The organism is Janthinobacterium sp. OK676, assembly GCF_900103595.1.
Taxonomy (GTDB): domain Bacteria; phylum Pseudomonadota; class Gammaproteobacteria; order Burkholderiales; family Burkholderiaceae_D; genus Janthinobacterium.
Genome location: NZ_FNHA01000002.1, coordinates 1 through 22,072, shown reverse-complemented (window position 1 = coordinate 22,072; position 22,072 = coordinate 1). Strand labels below are relative to the sequence as shown.

Below are 22,072 nucleotides of genomic sequence, written 5' to 3'. Positions count from 1 at the left end.
GCGCAGCGCCTGGTCAAGCCGGCTGGCGGGAGATTTGTAGCGAGTTTGTATCTGCATGCGAGTCGCCCGCGCGCGCCTGCTGCCGGGGCGCGGCGCCCCGCAAGCCTGATTTTTCCACCGTTCCCCCACAGGGGCGGCCCGCCTGCCGGCCCGCCGGATACTCCCTTGCCCGCCTGGCTGTGTGTAATTGTTTCAAGCAGAAATGAAACAGTTACATGACTATGCTAGAGTCGTTTCACGCTTGGGAGCGATGTTTTTTTCAGCTGACTTTCAGCTCTTGACTCCCCCGGCTGTGTACCGAAACAACCCGAAAAACGGTCGTCCGGCCTGAGTGTGTTCCACCTCGGCCGGCGCCACAGACTCGCCGTGCCAGCGGCCTAGACAAGGATAAGCGATGGATTCGCAGACAACACCCAATACCCCGCGGCGCAGCCGTCGTTCGAAAATCGTCGGCACGGTCATCGCGCTGGCCGTGATGGCTGCGCTGGGGGGCGGTGCCTGGTACCTGACCCACTCGGGCACCAGCGGTCAGGGCGGCCCGGGCATGGGCGGCCCTGGCGGGCCAGGCGGCCCCGGCGGGCGCCGCGGCGCGCCATCGACCACCGTGGGCGTGGCCACGGCCGTGAAATCCGACCTGCCCGTGGTGCTCGATGCGCTGGGCACGGTGACGGCCGCGTCCACGGTGACGGTGCGCCCGCAAGTGTCGGGCATTCTGAAGGAGCTGAAATTCAAGGAGGGCGGCATGGTCAAGGCTGGCCAGGTGGTGGCGCAGATCGACCCGGCCCAGTTCGAGATGGCGCTGATGCAGGCCACGGGCCAGCGCCAGCGCGACGAGGCGCAGCTGGAAAATGCCCGCCTGACCCTGAAACGCTATCAGACTTTGCTGGGCCAGGATTCCATCGCGCGCCAGGACGTCGACACGCAGGCTGCCCTGGTGAAACAGCTGGAAGGCACGGTGATGACGGACCGCGCATCCGAAGGCACGGCCAGGCTGAACCTCGGCTACACCAAGGTGGTGTCGCCGATCAGCGGGCGCGCGGGCCTGAAGGTGGTCGACATCGGCAACCTAGTCAGCACCGGCGACACGGGCGGCGTGGTGGTGGTGACGCAGCTCTCGCCCATCGACGTGGAGTTCTCCGTGCCGCAGGATAAAGTGCAGACCATCCAGGAACGCCTGAATGGCGGCACGGCCCTGGCCGCGCTGGCGCTGGACCGCACGCGCACGCATACCCTGGACAAGGGAAACCTGACGGCGCTCGACAACCAGGTCGACGTGCAGACGGGCACCGTACGCGCCAAGGCCCGCTACACGAATGACAAGATGGCGCTGTTCCCCAGCCAGTTCGTCAACGTGCGCCTGGAACTGGGCAACATCACGGGCGCCGTGCTGGTGCCCGTCACGGCCCTGCGCCACAGTAACAACGGCGACTTCGTCTATGTGCTGAAAGCGGATAAAACCGTCACCGTGCGCATGGTCACGCGGGGCCAGGCGACCACCGACATGGTGGAAATCCGCGCCGGCCTGGAAGCGGGCGAGCAAGTCATCACGGAAGGCGCCGACCGCCTGAAGGAAGGCGCAAAAGTCACCTTGGCGGGCGACAAGCCGGCCATGGGCGGCGCCGGTGGCGCGGGAGCAGGCAACGGCGAACGTCGCCACCGCCGCCAGCACGCTGACGGCGCGGCCAGCGCACCGGCCGCATCGGCGCCAGCAAGCGCGCCAGCCACGGCGCCAGCGAAGGGCGCGGCGCAATGAGTCCATCGACGCCATTCATCAAGCGCCCCGTCGCCACGGCGCTGCTGATGCTGGCCATCGTGCTGGCGGGGCTGGTCGGCTTCAAGTTCCTGCCGCTGGCTGCCTTGCCGCAGGTGGACTTCCCCACCATCCAGGTGCAGACCCTGTACCCGGGCGCCAGCCCGGAAGTGATGGGGCAGACCGTGACGGCGCCGCTGGAGCGCCAGTTCGGACAGATGTCGGGCTTGCAGCGCATGAGTTCCACCAGCGCGGCCGGCGTCTCCATCATCACCCTGCAATTCACCCTGGGCCAGACCCTCGACGTGGCCGAGCAGGAAGTACAGGCCGCCATCAACGCGGGCGGCTCCCTGCTGCCCACCGACTTGCCGGCGCCGCCCGTGTACGCGAAGATCAACCCGGCCGATGCGCCCGTGCTGACCCTGGCGATCACGTCGGACACGATGCCGCTGACGCAGGTGCAGAACATCGTCAACACGCGTCTGGCGCTCAAGATCAGCCAGGTCAACGGCGTGGGCCTCGTCTCGCTGTCGGGTGGCCAGCGTCCCGCCGTGCGCATCCAGGGCGACACCAAATTGCTGGCGTCGTACGGCCTGGGCCTCGACAGCCTGCGCACGGCCATCGCGGCGGCCAACGTCAACAGCGCCAAGGGCAGTTTCGACGGCCCCACGCGTTCATTCACCATCAACGCCAACGATCAACTGGTCACGGCGGAAGACTACAAACGCCTGATCATCACCTATAAAAACGGCGCGCCCGTGCGCCTGCAGGATGTTGCCAACGTCGTCGACAGCGCGGAAAACACGCGCCTGGGCGCCTGGTCGGGCAAGCAGCCGGCCATCATCCTGAACGTGCAGCGCCAGCCCGGCGCCAACGTCATCAAGACGGTCGACGCCATCAAGGCCCTGCTGCCGGACCTGCAGGCCAGCCTGCCGGCGGCCATGAAGCTCGACGTGCTGAGCGACCGCACGACGGGCATCCGCGCCTCGGTCGAGCACGTGGAAATGGAGCTGCTGCTGTCCGTGCTGCTGGTGGTGCTGGTGATCTTCGCCTTTTTGCACAGCCTGCGCGCCACGGTGATCGCCAGCCTGTCCGTGCCGATCTCGCTGATCGGCGCCTGCGGCGTCATGTATTTGCTCGGCTACAGCCTGAACAACCTGTCCCTGATGGCGCTGACGATCGCCACGGGCTTTGTCGTCGACGACGCCATCGTCATGATCGAAAACATCGCCCGCTACATCGAGGAGGGCGAAACGCCGATGGCCGCCGCATTGAAGGGCGCCTCGCAGATCGGCTTTACCATCATTTCGCTGACGGTGTCCTTGATCGCCGTGCTGATTCCCCTGCTGTTCATGGGCGACGTGGTGGGCCGCCTGTTCCGTGAATTTGCCATGACCCTGGCCATCACGATCCTGATTTCCGCCGTGGTCTCGCTGACCCTGGTGCCGATGATGTCGGCGCGCTGGCTGAAAAGCCACGCCGATGAAAAAATCAGCGCCACGGGCCAGCGCATCCAGGCCTTTCTCGACAAGGTCATCCATCAGTACGACCATGCACTCGTGTGGGTGCTGAAACGCCAGGGCTTGACCCTGCTGGTCGCGTTGGCCACCTTGCTGCTGACGGTGGTGTTGTACATCACGATTCCGAAGGGCCTGTTCCCCACGCAGGATACGGGCCAGCTGCAGGCGCGCATCGAAACCTCGCAGGCTGTCTCGTACGAACGCATGGCCACCTTGCAGCAGGCAGCGGCCAGCGCGCTGCTGGAAGACCCCGACGTCGATACCTTGAGTTCCCTCGTCGGCGTCGATGCGGCCAACAACACGATGCTGCACACGGGCAGCATGCTGATCAACCTGAAGCGCTCGCGCAGCGGCAGCCAGGACGAGATCATGGAGCGCCTGCGCAACCGCGTGGCCAAGGTCGCCGGCGTGACCCTGTACCTGCAGCCGACGCAGGATCTGACCATCGATGCGGAATCGGGCCCGACGCAGTACCGCGTGTCGCTCGAAGGGGCGGACACGGCCACCGTCACCGAGTGGGCCGGCAAGCTGGCCGCCCGCATGCGCGAGAAATCGCAGCTGCGCAACGTCGTCACGGATGCGGGCGCCACGGGCGCGGCCGTCACCGTGGCCATCGACCGCGACAGCGCCGCGCGCATGTCCGTCACCACGGCCACCGTCGACGACGCGCTGTACAACGCCTTCGGCCAGCGCATCATTTCGACGATTTTCACGGAAACCAACCAGTACCGCGTCATCCTCGAAGCGCAGCCGGGCATCGTCACGACGCCGTCCGATTTGTCGGACCTGCAGGTGCGCACGGGGTCCGGCAAGTCGACGCCGCTGTCCGCCTTTGCCAGCGTCAGCGAAAAACAGGCGCCGCTGCAAATCACGCACGTGGCGCAATACCCGGCCACGACCCTCGGTTTCGATACGACGCAGGGCGTGGCGCTGGGCAGCGCCGTCGACGCCATCCGCCAGGCGGCGAAAGACATCGCCTTGCCGCCATCGGTGACCTTGACCTTCCTCGGTGCGGCCGGCGCGTATGAAAACTCGCTGTCGAACCAGCTGTGGCTCATTCTGGCCGCCGTCGTCTGCGTCTACATCGTGCTGGGCGTACTGTACGAAAGCTATATCCACCCGCTGACGATACTATCGACCCTGCCGTCGGCCGGCGTGGGCGCCTTGCTGGCGCTGATGATCTCGGGGCAGGATCTGGGCGTGATCGGCATCATCGGCATCATCCTTTTAATTGGCATCGTGAAAAAGAACGCCATCATGATGATCGACTTCGCCATCGAAGCCGAACGCGATGAAGGAAAAAGCCCGCAGGAAGCCATTCACCAGGCGGCGCTGCTGCGCTTCCGTCCCATCCTGATGACGACCCTGGCGGCCCTGTTCGCGGCCGTGCCGCTGATGCTGGGCTGGGGCGAGGGCGCCGAGTTGCGCCGTCCGCTGGGCCTGGCCATCTTCGGTGGCCTGATCGTCAGCCAGGTGCTGACCCTGTTTACCACGCCCGTCATCTACCTGGGCTTCGACCGCCTGGGCCAGCGCTTCGCGCGCAAGACACCCGGGGTGAACCTGGACAAGCCGGCCGATAACGCGGGGAGCGCCGCGTGAACCTGTCCGAACCGTTCGTCAAGCGTCCCATCGCCACCGTGCTGCTGACCATCGGCATCGCGCTGGCGGGGATCGGCGCCTTCTTCGTGCTGCCCGTCTCGCCGCTGCCGCAGGTCGATTATCCGACCATTTCCGTCAGCGCCAGCCTGCCCGGCGCCAGCCCCGCGACCATGGCCACGTCGGTGGCCACGCCGCTGGAACGGCGCCTGGGCGTGATCTCGGGCGTGAACGAGATGACGTCGTCGTCGGGCACGGGCTCGGCGCGCATCAACCTGCAGTTCGACTTGAACCGCAAGATCGATTCGGCCGCGCGCGAAGTGCAGGCCGCGATTGCCGCCGCACGCGTGGACTTGCCGGCCACCTTGCGCAGCAACCCGACCTACCGCAAGGCCAATCCGTCCGATGCACCCGTGATCATCCTGGCGCTGACGTCGAAGACGCGCACGCCGGGCCAGATCTACGACGCCGTGTCGAACCTGGTGCAGCAGAAGGTGGCGCAAGTCAAGGGCGTGGGCGACGTAGAGCTGGGCGGCGGTTCGCTGCCGGCCGTGCGCGTGGAGCTGCTGCCCTACCAGCTCAATCACTATGCCGTGTCGATGGAAGACGTGCGCGCGGCCATCCAGGCCAGCAACGCCAACCGCCCGAAAGGGGCGATCTCCGGCGACGAGCGCAGCCTGCAGATCTATTCGGGCGCGGCGACGGCTTCGGGCGGGCGCAGCGCCGCCGACTACCGCAGCCTCGTCGTGGCCTGGCGCGACGGCGCCGCCATCCGCCTCGACGACGTGGCCGAAGTGCAGGACGGCGTGGAAAACACGAATACTCTGGGTCTGTTCAATGGCGACCCGGCCGTCATCGTGCTGATCACGCGCCAGCCGGGTGCCAACGTCATCGCCACGGTCGACGGCGTGCGCGCGCTGCTGCCGCAACTGCAGGCGCAGCTGCCGGGCGACATCAAGCTGCAGGTGGCGTCCGACAGCACCAACTCCATCCGCTCGTCCCTGCACGAAATCGAATTCACCCTGATCCTGTCCATCGTGCTCGTCGTGCTGGTGGTCAGCGCTTTCCTGCGCAGCGTGCGCGCCACCATCATCCCCGCTGTCGCCACCATCGTCTCGCTCTTGGGCACCTTCGGCGTCATGTACATGCTGGGTTTCAGCCTGAACAACCTGTCCCTGATGGCGCTGACGGTGGCCACGGGCTTTGTCGTCGACGACGCCATCGTGGTGCTGGAAAACACGCAGCGCCACATCGAGGCGGGCATGGACCGCTTCAAGGCAGCCCTGCTGGGCGCGCGCGAAGTGGGCTTTACCGTGCTGTCGATCAGCCTGTCCCTGGTGGCCGTCTTCATCCCGCTGCTGTTCATGGGCGGGCAGGTGGGGCGGCTGTTCCGCGAATTCGCCGTGACCCTGTCGGCCGCCGTGATGATTTCGCTCGTCATTTCGCTGACCACCACGCCGATGATGTGCGCCTGGCTGCTGAAAAGCGGGCAGCAGCACAAGCCGCCAGGCAGAGTCGCGCGCTGGTTCGAACGGGGATTTGATCGCATGCTGAAAGTCTACGAGCATTGCCTGGACTGGGCCCTGTCGAGCGCGGCGCTGGTCATGACCATCCTCGTGTTCGTCGTCGGCTTGAACGTGTACCTGTTCGCGGCCGCGCCCAAGGGCTTTTTCCCGCAGCAGGATACGGGCCAGATCAATGGCGGCATGCGCGCCGACCAGAGCATCTCGTTCCAGGCCATGCAGAGTAAATTGCGCCAGCTGGTCAACATCATCAAGGACGATCCGGCCGTCGCCACCGTCGTCGGGTTTACGGGCGGCGGCAGGGCGGGGGGCGGCTTCATGTTCATCGACCTGAAACCGGCGTCGCAGCGCACGGACAAGGGGCAGGCCGTGATCGCCCGCTTGCGTCCGCAGCTGGCCAAGGTGACGGGCATCTCGCTGTTCCTCAACCCCGTGCAGGATTTGCGCATGGGCGGGCGTTCGAGCAATTCGACCTACCAGTACACCCTGATCAGCGACAACCAGGCGGACCTGAAGAAATGGGCGGCGAAACTGGCCGACCAGATGAAGCTGCAGCCGGCCCTGATCGACGTGGACACGGACCAGGCGGAAAATGGCGTGGAAACCTTTGTCAGCATCGACAAGGACCGCGCCACGCAGCTGGGCGTGCAAGTCAAGGATATCGACAATGCGCTGTACAACAGCTTCGGCCAGCGCCAGGTGGCGACCATCTACGATGAGCTGAACCAGTATCACGTGATCATGGAAGTGGCGCCGCGCTATGCGCAAAGCCCGGAAGCGCTGCGCTCCGTGTACGTGCCGGCGTCGAATGCGGCGGCCGCCGCCGCCACCGGTACGACGGCCACCAGCGTGGCGACGGCCACCACCAGCGCGGCGCCGTCGAACACGACGGCCGCGCGCGACCCGTCCAGCGGCTCGGCCCTGTCGACCACCCTGGCGCACATGGTGCCGCTGTCCTCGTTCAGCAGCTTTGCGGAAAGCTCGACGGCGACCTCGATCAACCACCAGGGCGGCGAACTGGCCACCACCGTGTCGTTCAACCTGGCCGACGGCTATCCGCTCAGCGACGGGCAGGCCGCCGTGGCCCAGGCGGAGTCGGAAATCGGCATGCCCGTCAACGTGCGCGGCAGCTTCCAGGGTTCGGCAAAGAGCGCGCAGGACAGCAACAAGGAGCAGCCGCTGTTGATCCTGGCCGCCATCGTGGTGATCTACATCGTGCTGGGCATCCTGTACGAAAGCCTGATCCACCCCGTCACCGTGCTGTCGACCTTGCCGTCGGCAGGGGTGGGCGCCGTGCTGGCCTTGCTGCTGTTCCGCATGGAGTTTTCCATCATCGCCCTGATCGGCGTGTTCCTGTTGATCGGTATCGTCAAGAAAAATGCTATATTGATCATCGACTTCGCGCTGGAGGCCGAGCGTTCGCGCGGCTTGAGTGCGGTGGAGGCGGTGCGCGAGGCATGTTTGCTGCGTTTCCGTCCCATTCTGATGACCACCCTGGCGGCGGCGCTTGGCGCCTTGCCGCTGGCGATCGGTTTCGGCGAGGGGTCGGAGCTACGCCAGCCCTTGGGGGTCGCCATCATCGGCGGCCTGATTGCCAGCCAGTTACTCACATTGCTGACCACCCCGGTGGTCTACATCCTGCTCGACAAGCTGCGCACGCGCGGCGCCGACGAGCAGCAATTGAGCCGCATTCCTGGGCCAGATAACCCGAGCACACAATCATGAAGCAAGTAAAACCTATTCCATCCGCCGTCCCCGCACGCCATTTACTGGCGCTGGCCGCAGCTGTCTTGCTGGCCGGCTGCGCCGTCAGCCCCGTGTATGAAACGCCGACGGCCGCCGCGCCGCAAACGTTCAAGGAGGCGGCCGGCTGGCAGCCTGCCGCGCCGGCCGACACCCTCGAGCGGGGTCCCTGGTGGACCCTGTTCGGCGACGCGCAGCTGAACCAGCTGGCCGAAGGCATCGACATATCGAACCAGAACGTGGCGGCCGCCATCGCCTCCTACGAGCAGGCGCGCGCGCTGGTGCGCGAACAGCGCGCCTCGCTGTTCCCCACCGTGAACCTGACGGGCAGCGGCGCCCGTTCCGGTGGCGGTGGAGAGCAGCAGACGAACAACAACTTCAAGGCCGCCATCGGCGCGTCGTGGGAGCCGGACGTGTGGGGCAAGCTGCGCGCCGGCGTGACCGGGGCCGACGCCAACGCGTCCGCCAGCGCGGCCGACCTGGCCGCGGCGCGCCTGTCGGCGCAGGGCGAGCTGGCCACCAATTATTTTTCGCTGCGCCAGAGCGATGCGCAGATCGCGTTGCTCAATGCCACGATAGACGGCTACAAGCGCGTGCTCGACATCACCACCAACCGCTTCAACTCGGGCATCGCCGCCAAGTCCGACCTGCTGCAGGCGCAGACGCAGCTGGCCAATGCGCAGATCGACCTGTCGAGCCAGACGCGCGCGCGGGCCCAGCTCGAACACGCGATCGCCATCCTGCTGGGGAAGGCGCCGTCCGACTTCAGCCTGGCCGTGGCGCCATGGACCCTGACCGTGCCCGAGGTGCCGCTGGGCGTGCCGTCGACCCTGCTGCAGCGCCGTCCTGACATCGCCGCCGCCGAGCGCAGGGTGGCCATGGCCAACGAGCAGATCGGCATCGCCCGCTCGGCGTATTACCCGAGCCTGAACCTGACGGGATCGTATGGCTCGGGCGCCAGCCGTGTGGGCGACCTGTTCAATGCATCGTCGAGCCTGTGGTCGCTGGGCGTGTCGGCCGCGCAAACGCTGTTCAATGCGGGCGCCACGGCGGCCAGCGTGGACGCGGCCAAGGCGGGGCACGAGGCGGCCGTGGCGCGCTACCGCCAGACGGTGCTGGCCGCCTTTGGCACCGTGGAAGACCAGTTGTCGGCCACGCGTGCGCTGGCCGAACAGCTGGCCTTGCGCCAGCAGGCGTCGTCCGCCGCCGACCAGGTCGAGCAGCAGATGCTGAACCGCTACAACGCAGGCCAGGTCGGCTACACGGACGTGGTGACGGCGCAGGTGACGGCCCTGTCGGCGCGCCGTTCGCTGGTGCAGGCGCAGGCGGACCGTCAGACGACGGCCGTGGCCCTGATCCAGTCGCTGGGCGGCGGCTGGCACGTGCCGCAGGCACAGTAAGGGGCGCACGGCGCAAGGGAAAACCCCTGCGCCAAATTCGCGTTTTACCGCGCATCTTGAGTGCTAGAATGCAAGATTATCAATTCCCAGCCTGACGCTTTGGCCGTGGCTGCATTCTTGCCGACGATGACACGCAGTAAACACAGCAATGCTTCCGTTCCCGAAGTGGCCGCCATCGTTTTCCCCGTGGTGGCCATCGGGGCTTCCGCCGGAGGGCTCGATCCCATCGTCGCTTTCCTGGCCAATGTGCCGCAGGAAAGCGGGATTGCCTACGTGGTGATCCAGCATCTCGATCCCACGCAAAAGGCCATGCTGCCGGAACTGCTGCAGCGCGCCACCAGCATTCCCGTCACGGAAATCACGCACCAGGCGGAGTTGCGGCCCAACCATATTTATGTGATACCGTCGAATGCCGACCTGGGCCTGTCCAAGGGGCGTTTCGTGCTCAGCGAGCCGGTGCAGCTGCGCGGCCACCGCTTGCCCATCAATACCTTTTTCGAGAGCCTGGCAAGCGACATGGGTGAATTGGCCGTGGGCGTGGTTTTTTCCGGCATGGGCAGCGACGGCACGCGCGGCTTGCAGGCGATCAAGCAGGCAGGCGGCCTGACCCTGGCCCAGCATCCCGACACGGCCAAGTTCGACATGATGCCGCAAAGCGCGATTGCCGCCGAAGTGGTGGACCTGGTCGATTTCCCCGACAAGATGCCGGACAAGATCATCACCTATCTGTTCCGCAGCAGCTTTCTCAGCTTGCCGGGGCATGAGCCGAACGGGCGTAATTCCCTGCAGGAAATTGTTGCCTTGCTATCCGAGCACACGGGCAACAGCTTTACCGATTACAAGATCAACACGGTGCTGCGGCGCATCGAACGGCGCATGAGCTTGTATCAAATGACGTCGATGGAAGAATACGTGCCGTATTTGCGCGCCAATCCCGCCGAAATCGACTTGCTGTTCAAGGAATTGCTGATCGGCGTGACGAGCTTTTTCCGCGACCCCAAGGTGTGGGAATACCTGAAGATGGTGGCCTTGCCGCAATTGCTGGCGGCTCATCCGGACGGGCGCGCCTTCAAGGCCTGGGTGCCTGCCTGCTCCACGGGCGAAGAAGCGTATTCGCTGGCCATGGTCTTCCATGAAGTGGTGGCCAGCATCAATCCGCCGTCGAAATACAGCCTGCAGATCTTTGCCACCGACCTGTCGGCCGATGCCATCGACCGCGCGCGCCAGGGCCGCTTTCCGCACAGCATCATCAGTGACGTGTCCGCCGAGCGGATCGAGCGTTTCTTTGTCAATGACAAGAACGGCTACCACGTGAAGAAAGAGATACGCAACACGATCATCTTTGCCCAGCAAAACATCATTTCGGATCCGCCGTTTACCAAGCTCGACATCCTGTGCTGCCGCAACCTGTTGATTTACCTCAATGCCAAGTTGCAGCAGCGTTTGATACCCTTGTTTCATTACGCCCTGAACCGCGACGGAATCTTGCTGCTGGGCAGCGCCGACACGCCGGGCCATTTTTCCGACCTGTTTTCACCGCTGACCACGTCGACCCGGCTGTACCGCCGCCTCGACAACCTGGCGCGCCAGCGTTTGCCCACGTATTTTCCTACCAAGGTATCGTTGGCATCCCCCCCTACACCTAGCGACACGAGAGAAGTGAGCATGACTGGAAAGATTCAATCCCATGTCGAGCAATTATTGCTCCAGAAATATTCGCCTGCCGCCGCGCTGCTGAACCAGGATGGCGACATCCTGTACATCAATGGCCGTACGGGCGCCTTCCTGGAACCGGCGGCCGGCAAGGCCAACTGGAATATCCACGCGATGGCGCGCGAAGGCTTGCGCTATGAATTGGCCGGCCTGATCAAGCAAGCCCTGCAAAGCGAAAGCGTGGTGCGCCTGAAGGGCCTCGTGGTCAGGGACCACCTGGGGCAGTCGCTGGGCGTGGACCTGAGCGCGGAAGCGCTGAGCCAGCCCGAATCCCTGCGCGGCATGGTGTTCGTGACGTTTTCCAGCGTGCCGCTGATAGCTGAGGCGCGCAGGGGCCGCTCGCCGAACCCCAAGGTACTGGAACTGGAACAGCAGCTGGCGCAGGCGCGCAATGAAATCCAGGCCGTCCGCGACGAGATGCAGGCCTCGCGCGAGGAACTGAAATCGGCCAACGAGGAATTGCAGTCGACCAATGAAGAGCTGCAATCGACGAACGAGGAACTGACCACCTCGAAGGAAGAGATGCAGTCGCTCAATGAAGAGCTGTACACGGTCAATGCCGAGCTGCAATCGAAGGTCGACGACTTGTCGCTGGTCAACAGCGACATGAAAAACCTGCTCAACAGCACCGACATCGCCACCATTTTCCTCGACAGCGACCTGCGCATCCGCCGCTTCACGGCGCCGGCCACGCAAATCTACAAGCTGATCCAGACGGACTTGCGCCGTCCGCTCAGCGACATCGTCAACGACCTCGACTATCCGGGCCTGGAAGACGATGCGCTGGAAGTGATCCGCAGCCTCGTGTTTTGCGAGCGGCAGGTGCCGACCAAGAACGGGCGCTGGTACAACGTGCGCATCATGCCGTACCGCACGATTGAAAATGTGATCGATGGCGTGGTGGTGACCTTCATCAACATCACGGAATCGAAACTGCTGGAAGCCCAGCTGCGCCAGATCCAGTCCGGCGCCGTGGCGGGCGGCCATAGCGGCGAGAACGTGTCATGAACGAACCATTCGACGACGGGAACGTGCCGGCCAGGTTGCGAGAGCAGGCCGAGCAATTGGCGGCGCAGCAGCGCCAGCCCGTGCCGCAGTCGAATGAAGATGTGATGCGCCAGCTGCATGAGTTGCAGGTCAGCCAGATCGAGCTGGAAATGCAGAACGCGGCCCTGGCCGAGCTTGAACAGCTGAAGAATGAATATGAAAGCAGCCGCGACCGTTATGCGCAGCTGTATGAGCAGGCGCCCGTCAGTTATTTCTCGCTGGCGCCCGAGGGCGTCGTCACGCGCGCCAACGAGGCGGCCTGCGCCTTGCTGCAGCGCGACAAGAATCAGCTGCTGGGGCGGCGTTTCGAGCAATTCATCGCGCCGCAGGCGCAAGGCGGCTTCCGCCGCTTCCTCGACGCCGTCTTCGCCAGCGGCGCGCGCCAGGTGCTCGAGGCGCAGCTGTTCGAAGGGACGGCGGGCGGCGTGGTCCGCATCGAAGCCAATTACGATGCGGACAGCGCCACGGCGCGCATGCTGGTGACGGACCTGGGCGACGAGCATGCGCGCGAATCGGCCTTGCGGCGCGCCTTCGTCATCCTCGACAGTATCCGCGAAGGCGTGCTGGTGACGGACAGCGACAACCGCATCATTTCCGTCAACCCCGCCTTCACCACCATCACCGGCTACCAGGCCGAGGAAGCGATCGGGCGCGATCCATCGTTCCTCGGCGGCGGCACGCATTTGCCGCATTTTTACGAGGCCATGTGGCGCAGCCTGCACGAGGACGGCAGCTGGTATGGCGAGCTGGTGAACCGGCGCAAAAATGGCGAACGCTTCGTCGAATCGCTGTCGATTACGCCCATGCGCACGTCGGACGGCACCATCAGCCATTTTGTCGGCGTGTTTTCCGATATCACCGAGCGCAAGCTGGCCGAGGCGGACTTGCGCGAACTGCACCGCGAACTGGACCAGCGCGTCATCGACCGCACGGCAGAACTGTTGCGGGCGAACCAGCATCTGCAGCTGGAAGTGCACCAGCGCGAGCGGGCACAGGAAGCGTTGCGCGATGCAGAACGCTTCTTTCACGCCACCATCGATTCGCTGACGGACCGGGTGCTGGTGCTGGACCGGGAAGGCAGCGTCGTGCATGCCAACCAGGCCTGCCTGGATTTTGTCGGGCAGATGCAAAAACCGCTGCATTACCTGGCGTTTTGCGAGACGGACCCGCGCTGGCAGCGCAGCGCCGGGCGCGAGCTGGCCGCCGGCATCCGCGCCGTCATTGCCGGCAGTGCGGACACGTTTGCGCTCGAGTATGAATTTGCCACGCGTTCCGGCCCCCGCTGGTCGCAGGCCAGGGTCAGCCGTTTCCTCGGTGAAGGGCCGCTGCGCGTGGTGGTGGCGCACACGGACATTACCGAGCGCAAGCTGATGGATGGCGCGCTGCGCCAGTCGCACGCGCAGCTGCGCCAGCTGGCGCTGCATCTGGAAACGGCCAAGGAAGACGAGCGCAAGCGCATCTCGCGCGATATCCACGATGAACTGGGACAAAACCTGCTGGCGCTGCGCATCGACATTTCCATGCTCAGCGCGCGCACGGAAGGCTCCCATCCGCGCCTGCACCACCGCGTTGGCGCCGTGCTCAGCAATGTCGACACGACCATCAAGAGCGTGCGTGGCATCATCAACGAACTGCGTCCGATGGCGCTGGACCTGGGCTTGCAGGCCGCCATCGAATGGCAGGTGGGCGACTTCCGCAAGCGCAGTGGCGTCGCCTGCCGCCTGCTGATACGCGACGAGGCGCTGTTTGCCGCCATCGACAGCCAGGTCGAGATCGTGCTGTTCCGCATCGTGCAGGAAGCACTGAGCAACGTCATGCGCCATGCCCAGGCCAGCCAGGTCGAGATCGAACTCAGTTGGGATGCCTGCGCCGTGTACGTGGCCATCAGCGACAACGGCATCGGCATCACGCCGCAGCAGCAGCGCAAGAAACAGTGCTTTGGCCTGATCGGCATCGCCGAGCGGGTGACGGCGCTGGGCGGGCAGTTCGAGGTGGGCTTGCCGGCCTCGGGCGCCGGTTGCCGGCTGGCCCTGCAGATTCCCTTGCCGGACGCGGCGCGCGCGGTCACCTGAGCGGTAATTGCTGCAGGAACATTTTTTGCCGACCCTGACGGCCTGGACAGGCTATACTTTCGCCTGCTTTTTATGGAGGGGCATATCTTGTTCAAGACAATCGTATTACCAGTCGCCTTGATGGGCGCGTTCGCCGGCGCACACGCCGACGAAGGGCAGTGGCAACCACACCAATTGCCACAGCTGAAAGCCGAACTGAAACGGGTCGGCATTGAAATTCCTGCGGAAAAACTGGCAGACCTGAGCAAGCACCCGATGAGCGCCATCGTGTCGCTGGGCGGCTGCTCGGCAGCCTTCGTTTCCGACGCGGGCCTGGTGGTGACGAACCACCATTGCGCGTACGGCGCCGTGCAGCGCAATTCCACGCCGGAACACAACTACATCACCAACGGCTTTCTGGCCAAGACGCGCGCCGCAGAGCTGCCGGGCGGTCCGAACAGCCTCGTGTATGTGACGGACAAGGTGGAGAACGTCAGCGACCGTGTGCTGAAAGGCTTGACGGCCGACATGAGCGGCCGCGCGCGCCACGAAGCCGTGGAAAAGCGCATCAAGGACCTGATCGCCGAATGCGAAACGGACAAGATGTACCGCTGCTCCGTGCCCGCCTTCCACCGCGGCCTCGAGTACTACCGCATCCGCCAGATGATGATACGCGACGTGCGCCTCGTGTACGCGCCATCGGACAAGATCGGCAACTTCGGCGGCGACATCGACAACTACGAATGGCCGCGCCACACGGGTGACTACTCGTTCCTGCGCGCCTACGTGGGCAAGGATGGCCGTCCGGCCGATCCGTCGCCCGACAACGTGCCGTATAAATCGAAAGATTTCCTGGTGGTCTCGGCCGAAGGCTTGAAAACCGGTGACGGCATCTTGCTGGCGGGCTACCCCGGCCGCACCAGCCGCTACAAGCTGCCGGCGGAAATCCGCTTTGCGCGCGACACGGCCTTCCCATTGAAAGTATCGGAATTGCAGGCGGACCTGGCCGTGATGGCCGATGCCACCAATGGCGACGCTGCCGCGGCCGTGCGCTATGCGAGCGTGGTGAAAAGCATCAACAACGTGCTCAAGAAAACCCAGGGCTTGCTCGACGGTTTTGCGCGCAAGGATATCGCCGCCATCAAGGACGTGCAGGATGCCGAGTTCCGCGCCTGGTACGCCAAGCAGCCGAACGTGTCGCCGACCCTGCTGGCCGAACTGGACGCGGCGATCGCCAGCGACATGGCCTTGAGCGAAGAAGAGTTCGCCTGGACGGTGGCCACCAACAGCGACTTGCTGAAAAGCGCGCGCACCATCTACCGTCTGTCGCTGGAGCGCCAGAAAGCGGATGCCGAGCGCGAGTCGGGCTTCCAGCAGCGCGACCTGGCCTTCATCAAGGCCCGTCTGGCACGTCTGGAACAGTCGTACGTCAACAAGGTCGACCAGGCACGTTTTGAAGCTGGCCTGAAGCGTTACGCGCAACTGGCGGCGAAGAGCCATCCGCAAGGCCTGGACGCGCTGCTGCCGGCCCCAGGCGCCGTGGCCGCACTGTACCAGCAGACGCAACTGGCTGACACGGCCAAGCGCCTGGCCTGGCTGGAAAAGGACCAGGCCGCCGTTGCCCAGTCCGACGACGCCTTCATGCAACTGGCCGTCAAGCTGCATCCGGTGGACGTGGCGCTGGAAGAGCGCCGCAAGGAAATCGACGGCAACCTCGAGCGCGTGATTCCGCAATACATGCAAGCCGTGATCGCGTGGAAGAAGTCGCAAGGCAAGCCTGTCTATCCTGACGCCAACTCGACCCTGCGCGTAACATACGGCACCGTGTCGCCATACTCGCCGCGCGACGGCTTGACCAAGGGACCGTTCACGACCGTGGAAGGCATCGTCGAGAAAGTCACGGGCAAGGCCCCGTTCGAAGCGCCGCAAGCGCTGGTCGACGCCGTCAAGCAAAAACGCTACGGCCAGTTCCGCGACCCGGTGCTGGGCACGGTGCCCGTCAACTTCCTCACCAGCGCCGACACCACGGGCGGCAATTCCGGCTCGGCCGTGATGAACAAGCGCGGCGAATTGATCGGCCTGAACTTCGATTCGACGTATGAATCGATCACCAAGGACTGGTACTTCGACACGGCCATCACGCGCGCCATCCACCTCGACATCCGCTACATGCTGTGGGTGATGAAGGAAGTGGACCATGCGGATAACCTGCTGCAGGAAATGAGCATCAAGTATCCGAAAGCTGCCAAGAAATAATCTTTCTTGGTTGAAATAAAAGCCGCATCCGCCGCAGGGCTGATGCGGCTTTTTTGCGTATGGGCAACTAGTTTGAGTTCCGTCAATATGCCAGCGTTCACCATGGTTAGCATGGGTTAGGGGAACTATCCGAAGGAGGAAAAATGGATGATGGCGAGCTGGCAGCCGATCTGGCGCGGCTTTTCGGAGCGAGCAGGCGAGTCCAGGACAGCCGCTTGCTGCGCATGGATTTTCCACGTGAGGACGGTCCGCCCGATACCGCGCTGCTGGTCAACAGCTTGCGGGCACACGAGGAAATGTCGCGCGACTTCCGCTTCGAGGCCGAACTGCTGTCCGACAATCTCCACGTCCCCCTGACGGCGATGATGGGCCGGATGGTCACGATTTCGATGGTGCGCGATGACGGCAGCTTGCGCTATTTCAATGGTTATGTCGGCGAATTTCGCTTGTTGCGCAGCGATGGCGGTTTCGCGTTCTACCAGATGGTGCTGCAACCCTGGCTGGTGTTTTCCAGGCTGCGCATGGACAACGTTTCGTTCCACGAACGCACGGTCATCGACATCAGCGAAACGACCTTCGATCACTATTTGCAGCGCGACTGGCAAAACCGGCTGCATGAGGAAAAAGCGATATTAAGCTGCGCCAACCAGCATAATGAAACCGATTACAACCATCTGCACCGGCGCTGGGAAGACCAAGGTATCCATTATTGGTATGAACATCGCGCCGACGGCCATACGCTCTGTTTGGGCGACAATACCTGGCTGAGCGACAGCATCGATCCAGGCGACGGCCTTGCCAGCACAGCCGACGAGATGGTGTTTCGCAGCGGCGCGGGCTCGCTGGAGCGCGACGGCATACGCGATTGGCAGGCAATACGGAAGATTGCTTCAGGCTCGCTCACGCTGGCTAGTTTCAACTACAAGCAGCCGTATGCCAGCCGCGCCAGCGGCTATGCGCTGCACCAGCAGGGCGACGTGTTTGCCCATGAACTGTATCAGGATACCGGCTATGGTTATGCCGACATGGGCGACGGCGAAGCGCTGGCGCAACGCCGCCTGGAGGAGAGCAACTGCCAGGCGCAATATTTCGACGCTGGCGGCAATCACCGCTGCGCCCAGGCCGGGCGCAGTTTCACGCTGGGCGGACACTTCAGCGGCAAGCAATCCATGCCGGCCAGGGGTGAGCCGGCGCGCCCGGACATCGGCTCGCGCGAATACCTGATCCTGTCGGTTGATCATATCGCCAGCAACAATTACCAGGCAGGCATGGGCGCGAAGTCGCATTATGAAAACCGTTTTCGCAGCGTCCGCAAGAGCATCCGCTGGTATCCGGGGCGGCAGTTCAACAGCACGCCTTGCACATTGCCCGGCGTGCAGACGGCGATTGTCACCGGGCCGGCAGGCGAAACCATCCATACCGACGGTCTGGGCCGGGTGAAGGTGCAATTTCACTGGGACCGGCTGGGCAAGTTCGACGCGGGCAGTTCGCCATGGATCAGGGTCATGACGCCATGGGCGGGCCAGACGTTCGGCCAGATCGCGTTGCCGCGCATTGGCCAGGAAGTGCTGATCCAGTTTCTCGACGGCAATATCGACCGTCCCGTCATAGTCGGTGCTGTGTACAACGGCAAGCATGCGCCGCCGTGGAATTTGCCGGGGCAACGCATGCTTGGAGGCTGGCGCAGCGCCGAACTGATGCCTGGCGGCGGCTACGGGGTGCGCGGCAACCAGCTGGTGTTTGATGACACGCACCAGCGCATCCAGGCACAACTGAAAAGCGATCATCAGCACAGCCAGTTGTCGCTCGGCTGCATCACCCGCATCGAAGACGCCAGCGGACGCAAGGATGCGCGTGGCGAGGGCTGGGAGCTGGCGTCTGACGCCTGGGGCGTGGCGCGCGCGGGGCGCGGCATGTTGCTGACCACCGAAGCGCGCCCCGGCGTCGCCTCGCATATCAAGAGTATGGATGAAACCTTGCGCCGGTTGGCCGAGGCTGCTGAACGGCACAAGGCGCTTGCCGCCTTGGCGCAGCATTACGGTGCGCAAGAAAGCGCCGCCCAGCAGGGCGCCGCCGCCGATGTGCTGAAAGCCCAGCATGCCGGGATCCAGGGCGGTGGCGGCAATGGCGAAAACGCGTTTCCCGAATTATCAAAGCCGCATCTGGTGCTGGCCAGTCCGGCTGGTATCGAAACGACGACCGCGCAATCGACGCACATCGCCAGCGCCGAGCATACCGCGCTGACGACCGGGTGCGACTTGTCGCTGGCGGCCGGCGGCGGCCTGTTCGCCAGCATCGGCGCGGCGTTTCGCCTGTTCGTCCACAAGGCGGGCATGAAACTGATCGCCGCAGCTGGCCCGGTGCAGATCGCGGCGCAAACCGATGCGGTCGATATCGTCGCCAACAAGGTTCTGGAATTGATCAGCCAGACCGACTGGGTAAATATTCGCGGCCGCAAAGGCGTGCGCCTGCATGGCGCCAATTGCATGCTTGAAATTAGCGACAAGGTACAGTTTTTTACCGCGTCGCCGACGCTGTTCCATGGAAACCTGGAAACGCTGGCTCCCAAAAACCGGCCGCAACCGGAGCTGGAGCCTGCCATCGGACCCGCCGAAGGGCAGTTACAGCATACGATACAGGCCCATGCGGACGGCGGTCAATACGCGCACGTGCCGTACACGCTGTACAAGGGGGACGCCGAAGTCGAACGCGGCTTGACCGACGAATTCGGCCGCATCCACATCGCGCATCAGGACGGCACGCCGCGCTACCGTGTCGTCCTTGGCAATGGCGAAGAGTTCTCATTGCAGGCGAGTGCACGCTTCGACCCGAACGCCGCGCCGGACGGCGAACAGAAGCTATCGAACCGCGGTTTGCGCGCGTTCGACGACACCGCCGATGGCCGCTGGGTTCAATGATGCACGACACTGACTGGAGAGCGCCATGCCGGAATCGAGCGGCCGTATCGAAACCACCCACATCGACGAGGTTGGCCGTACTGCGACCAGTTCGCTCCAGTGGCTGCTGGAAAACCGCAACCTGAAAGGCAAGGCCAGCCACCCGATTACGCATAACAACAAGCTGACGCTGTTCATTTGCGGACAGGAAGCGTTCGCCGACATCGCCGGCGAGATCGCCAAGGCTAAACATTCGGTCGACCTGTGCTGCTGGGGCTTCGACCCGGGCATGGAACTGGTGCGCGGCAACGGCGCCACCTGGCCGCGTGGCGACACGTTTGGCGACTTGCTGATCGCCGCCGCACGGCGTCACGTCAGGGTGCGCCTGCTGATCTGGCATGACCGGATCGGTTCGCCGATGGTGCACAATATGCCGGGCCATTCGCACGGTACCTCGCCATGGAAAACCGATGGACAGCGCGCCGACGACATCAGCGCAAAAGCCAGCCTGGCGATGTTGCAGGAGGCAGTCAGGAAAAAACTTGTTTTAAGCAGTGCTTTCAGGGGCGATATCGTCCGGCCCGAGGATATCCCAATGCTTGCGCGTGAAGAATATTGCTACAGCTGGTATGCGGCCGCGTTCCATGGCTTGTTGGAAGGCCTGGAGATTCGCTTGCGGCACGGCGACAGCGCCGCGATCAGCAAGAATATCGCGACCGAAATAAACCAGCCGCACGGCCTGACGATGGGGGAAATCGAAAAGCCCGGCATGCAATACCTGGGCACGCACCACCAGAAGCCGGTCCTGATCGATTTCGACCATGAAGAGGGCGCCAAGGCCGTCGGTTATGTGATGGGCCTGAACTCGGTGACCGATTATTGGGACACGATGGCCCATCTGCTCGACGATACGCGCCGCGAACAGGGCGGCGTCAACGAGCGGCGCGAGTGTTTGCAGGGAATGACCGCGGATGGCGGCTTCGCCACCTTGAAGCCCTATCAGGATTACGCCTGCCGCATCGATGGCGGCAAGGCATTGATCGCGCTGTACAACAATTTCGTAAAGGCATGGGACCGCGCTATCGACGACCGCACGCGTTCGGCTTCCACCGACTGTGTTAGCCAGGAGTTGCCATGTGGCAGCCCACCGGCGCGGCTGTTGCGCGAGGCCAGGAAGGATGACTCCACCGTGCAGATCGTCCTGACCCAGCCCGAGGAGCAGGACAAGACCATCAAGGAAACCTACTTTCGCGCCGTGACCCAGGCCAGCCTGGCGGCCGGCTACCTGTATGTGGAAAACCAGTATTTCCAGTATGAAGATTGGGCCGCGCACTTGCTTGCCGAGCGCAAGAAGGTGGTTGCCGCCTGGAAGGCCGGCAGCGTGAAAGCGGGCAAGACCATGCGTGATATGCCCGTCATGCACGTATTCATCGTCATCCCGGTGCCGGAGCGGGCGCAGATGGTGCCGCGCACCCACGACACGCTGGCGGCGCTGGGACAGCACGCTGGCATGACCGGGCAAAACACCATGATCGACGACTACAACAAGCGACCGAAAACCCGGCGTGTCAGGGCCGGATTCGGCATTTCCTCCGAGGCGGAAGTCCAGTTGCCCGACGTGGTGCGGCATTCCAACGGCATCAACAAACCCGGCGCGATGACGCTTGAAAGCGAATTCGGGCTGAAGGTGTCGGTGGCCATGCTCAATGTCAGCGCGTTCGATAACGACCGCTGGCGCTACCGTGAAATCTATATCCATTCCAAATTGATGCTCGTCGACGACGTGTTCATGACCTTGGGCAGCGCCAACCTGAACCAGCGCAGCATGGCCGTCGACAGCGAGATCAATATCGCCACCAATGACCGCCGCGTGGCCCGCGATTTGCGCAAGCGGGTGTGGCGCATGCATAGCGGGGGATTGGTTGATGGCGGGGAGGGGACGAAGGCGGAGATTGTGGATGCTTATCGGAAGTGGGTCGAGTTGATGGGAGAAAACCGTGGCAGGAAAAAATCTGATTCTGCAAGTGCTGACCACAAGAAAATGACCGGCTTCTTGCTCCCCTTGGAAGATCGACGCAGTTCCACGATACGTTTGGGATGAGCATGAAAAACTATAAAAATTTCCCTCTTCCCCTGCCATTTTTTTTCGCGGCAGTTATCCTGAGTTTCTCTTTAGGTGCTTGCAAAATGTCGAACGACACGAAAGAAGTCTTGCCACGCAACCAAAGCCTGCCGCTCTTCAATCCGCATGTTCCCGACTTCATTTGCGAAATCGAGGGGAGCAAGGTGCCTCCCCTCGATGCGCAAGCCGAGGACTGGTTCCTCGAAGCGCGCGCCTTGGAGGACCCCGAAATTTTCGTGGAAGACCGCGATTACAAAAAAATCGTCGATCTGACGCGTCAGGCGGCGCAGCGATTGCACTGGAAGGCGATGCTCAATCTGGCCAGCCTGTATGTGGAAGGGCGCGATCCTTTATATGGTGAGGAAGAAGCGGTGCAACTGGTGGAAAAGGCGATGCGGCTGGGCATACCTGCCGCCTATGACCGGATGGGGACGTATTATGCGAATGGTACGGG

Annotated in this window: 9 protein-coding genes and 1 pseudogene; all 10 read left to right on the top strand. The window is 63.6% G+C overall.

Going from position 1 to position 22,072, the window contains the following annotated elements:
• The first annotated feature begins 394 nt into the window (after positions 1 to 394).
• Positions 395 to 1,753 carry an efflux RND transporter periplasmic adaptor subunit gene (locus BLU39_RS03625; RefSeq protein ID WP_092709970.1) on the top strand — a complete coding sequence of 453 codons (1,359 nt, stop codon included), beginning with the start codon at positions 395 to 397 and terminating at the stop codon, positions 1,751 to 1,753.
• Positions 1,750 to 4,869 (top strand): efflux RND transporter permease subunit, encoded by a 3,120-nt coding sequence (locus BLU39_RS03620; RefSeq protein WP_092709967.1) that lies wholly within the window; start codon positions 1,750 to 1,752, stop codon positions 4,867 to 4,869. Before BLU39_RS03625 ends, BLU39_RS03620 begins: the two co-directional genes overlap by 4 nt.
• A complete protein-coding gene (locus BLU39_RS03615; protein WP_092709964.1) occupies positions 4,866 to 8,114 on the top strand; it encodes an efflux RND transporter permease subunit in 3,249 nt (1,082 codons plus the stop codon). The genes BLU39_RS03620 and BLU39_RS03615 overlap by 4 nt, the downstream gene beginning before the upstream one ends.
• Complete coding sequence (locus BLU39_RS03610) at positions 8,111 to 9,532, top strand: efflux transporter outer membrane subunit (protein WP_175539205.1); 1,422 nt, start codon at positions 8,111 to 8,113, stop codon at positions 9,530 to 9,532. Before BLU39_RS03615 ends, BLU39_RS03610 begins: the two co-directional genes overlap by 4 nt.
• 126 nt (positions 9,533 to 9,658) lie before the next feature.
• Positions 9,659 to 12,253, top strand: a complete 2,595-nt coding sequence (locus BLU39_RS03605) for a chemotaxis protein CheB (RefSeq protein WP_092711249.1) — start codon at positions 9,659 to 9,661, stop codon at positions 12,251 to 12,253.
• A complete protein-coding gene (locus tag BLU39_RS03600; protein ID WP_254788881.1) occupies positions 12,250 to 14,364 on the top strand; it encodes a PAS domain-containing sensor histidine kinase in 2,115 nt (704 codons plus the stop codon). The genes BLU39_RS03605 and BLU39_RS03600 overlap by 4 nt, the downstream gene beginning before the upstream one ends.
• Positions 14,365 to 14,451: 87 nt before the next feature.
• The gene (locus tag BLU39_RS03595) at positions 14,452 to 16,599 is read left to right on the top strand and encodes a S46 family peptidase (RefSeq protein ID WP_368087019.1); all 2,148 of its coding nucleotides are present in this window, start codon (positions 14,452 to 14,454) and stop codon (positions 16,597 to 16,599) included.
• A gap of 224 nt (positions 16,600 to 16,823) precedes the next feature.
• A complete protein-coding gene (locus tag BLU39_RS03590) occupies positions 16,824 to 19,517 on the top strand; it encodes a type VI secretion system Vgr family protein (protein WP_254788880.1) in 2,694 nt (897 codons plus the stop codon).
• Positions 19,518 to 19,542: 25 nt separating this feature from the next.
• The gene (locus BLU39_RS03585; protein ID WP_092709955.1) at positions 19,543 to 21,597 is read left to right on the top strand and encodes a phospholipase D-like domain-containing protein; all 2,055 of its coding nucleotides are present in this window, start codon (positions 19,543 to 19,545) and stop codon (positions 21,595 to 21,597) included.
• 2 nt (positions 21,598 to 21,599) lie between these two features.
• A pseudogene (locus BLU39_RS03580) lies at positions 21,600 to 22,072 on the top strand (sel1 repeat family protein); the annotation flags it as partial.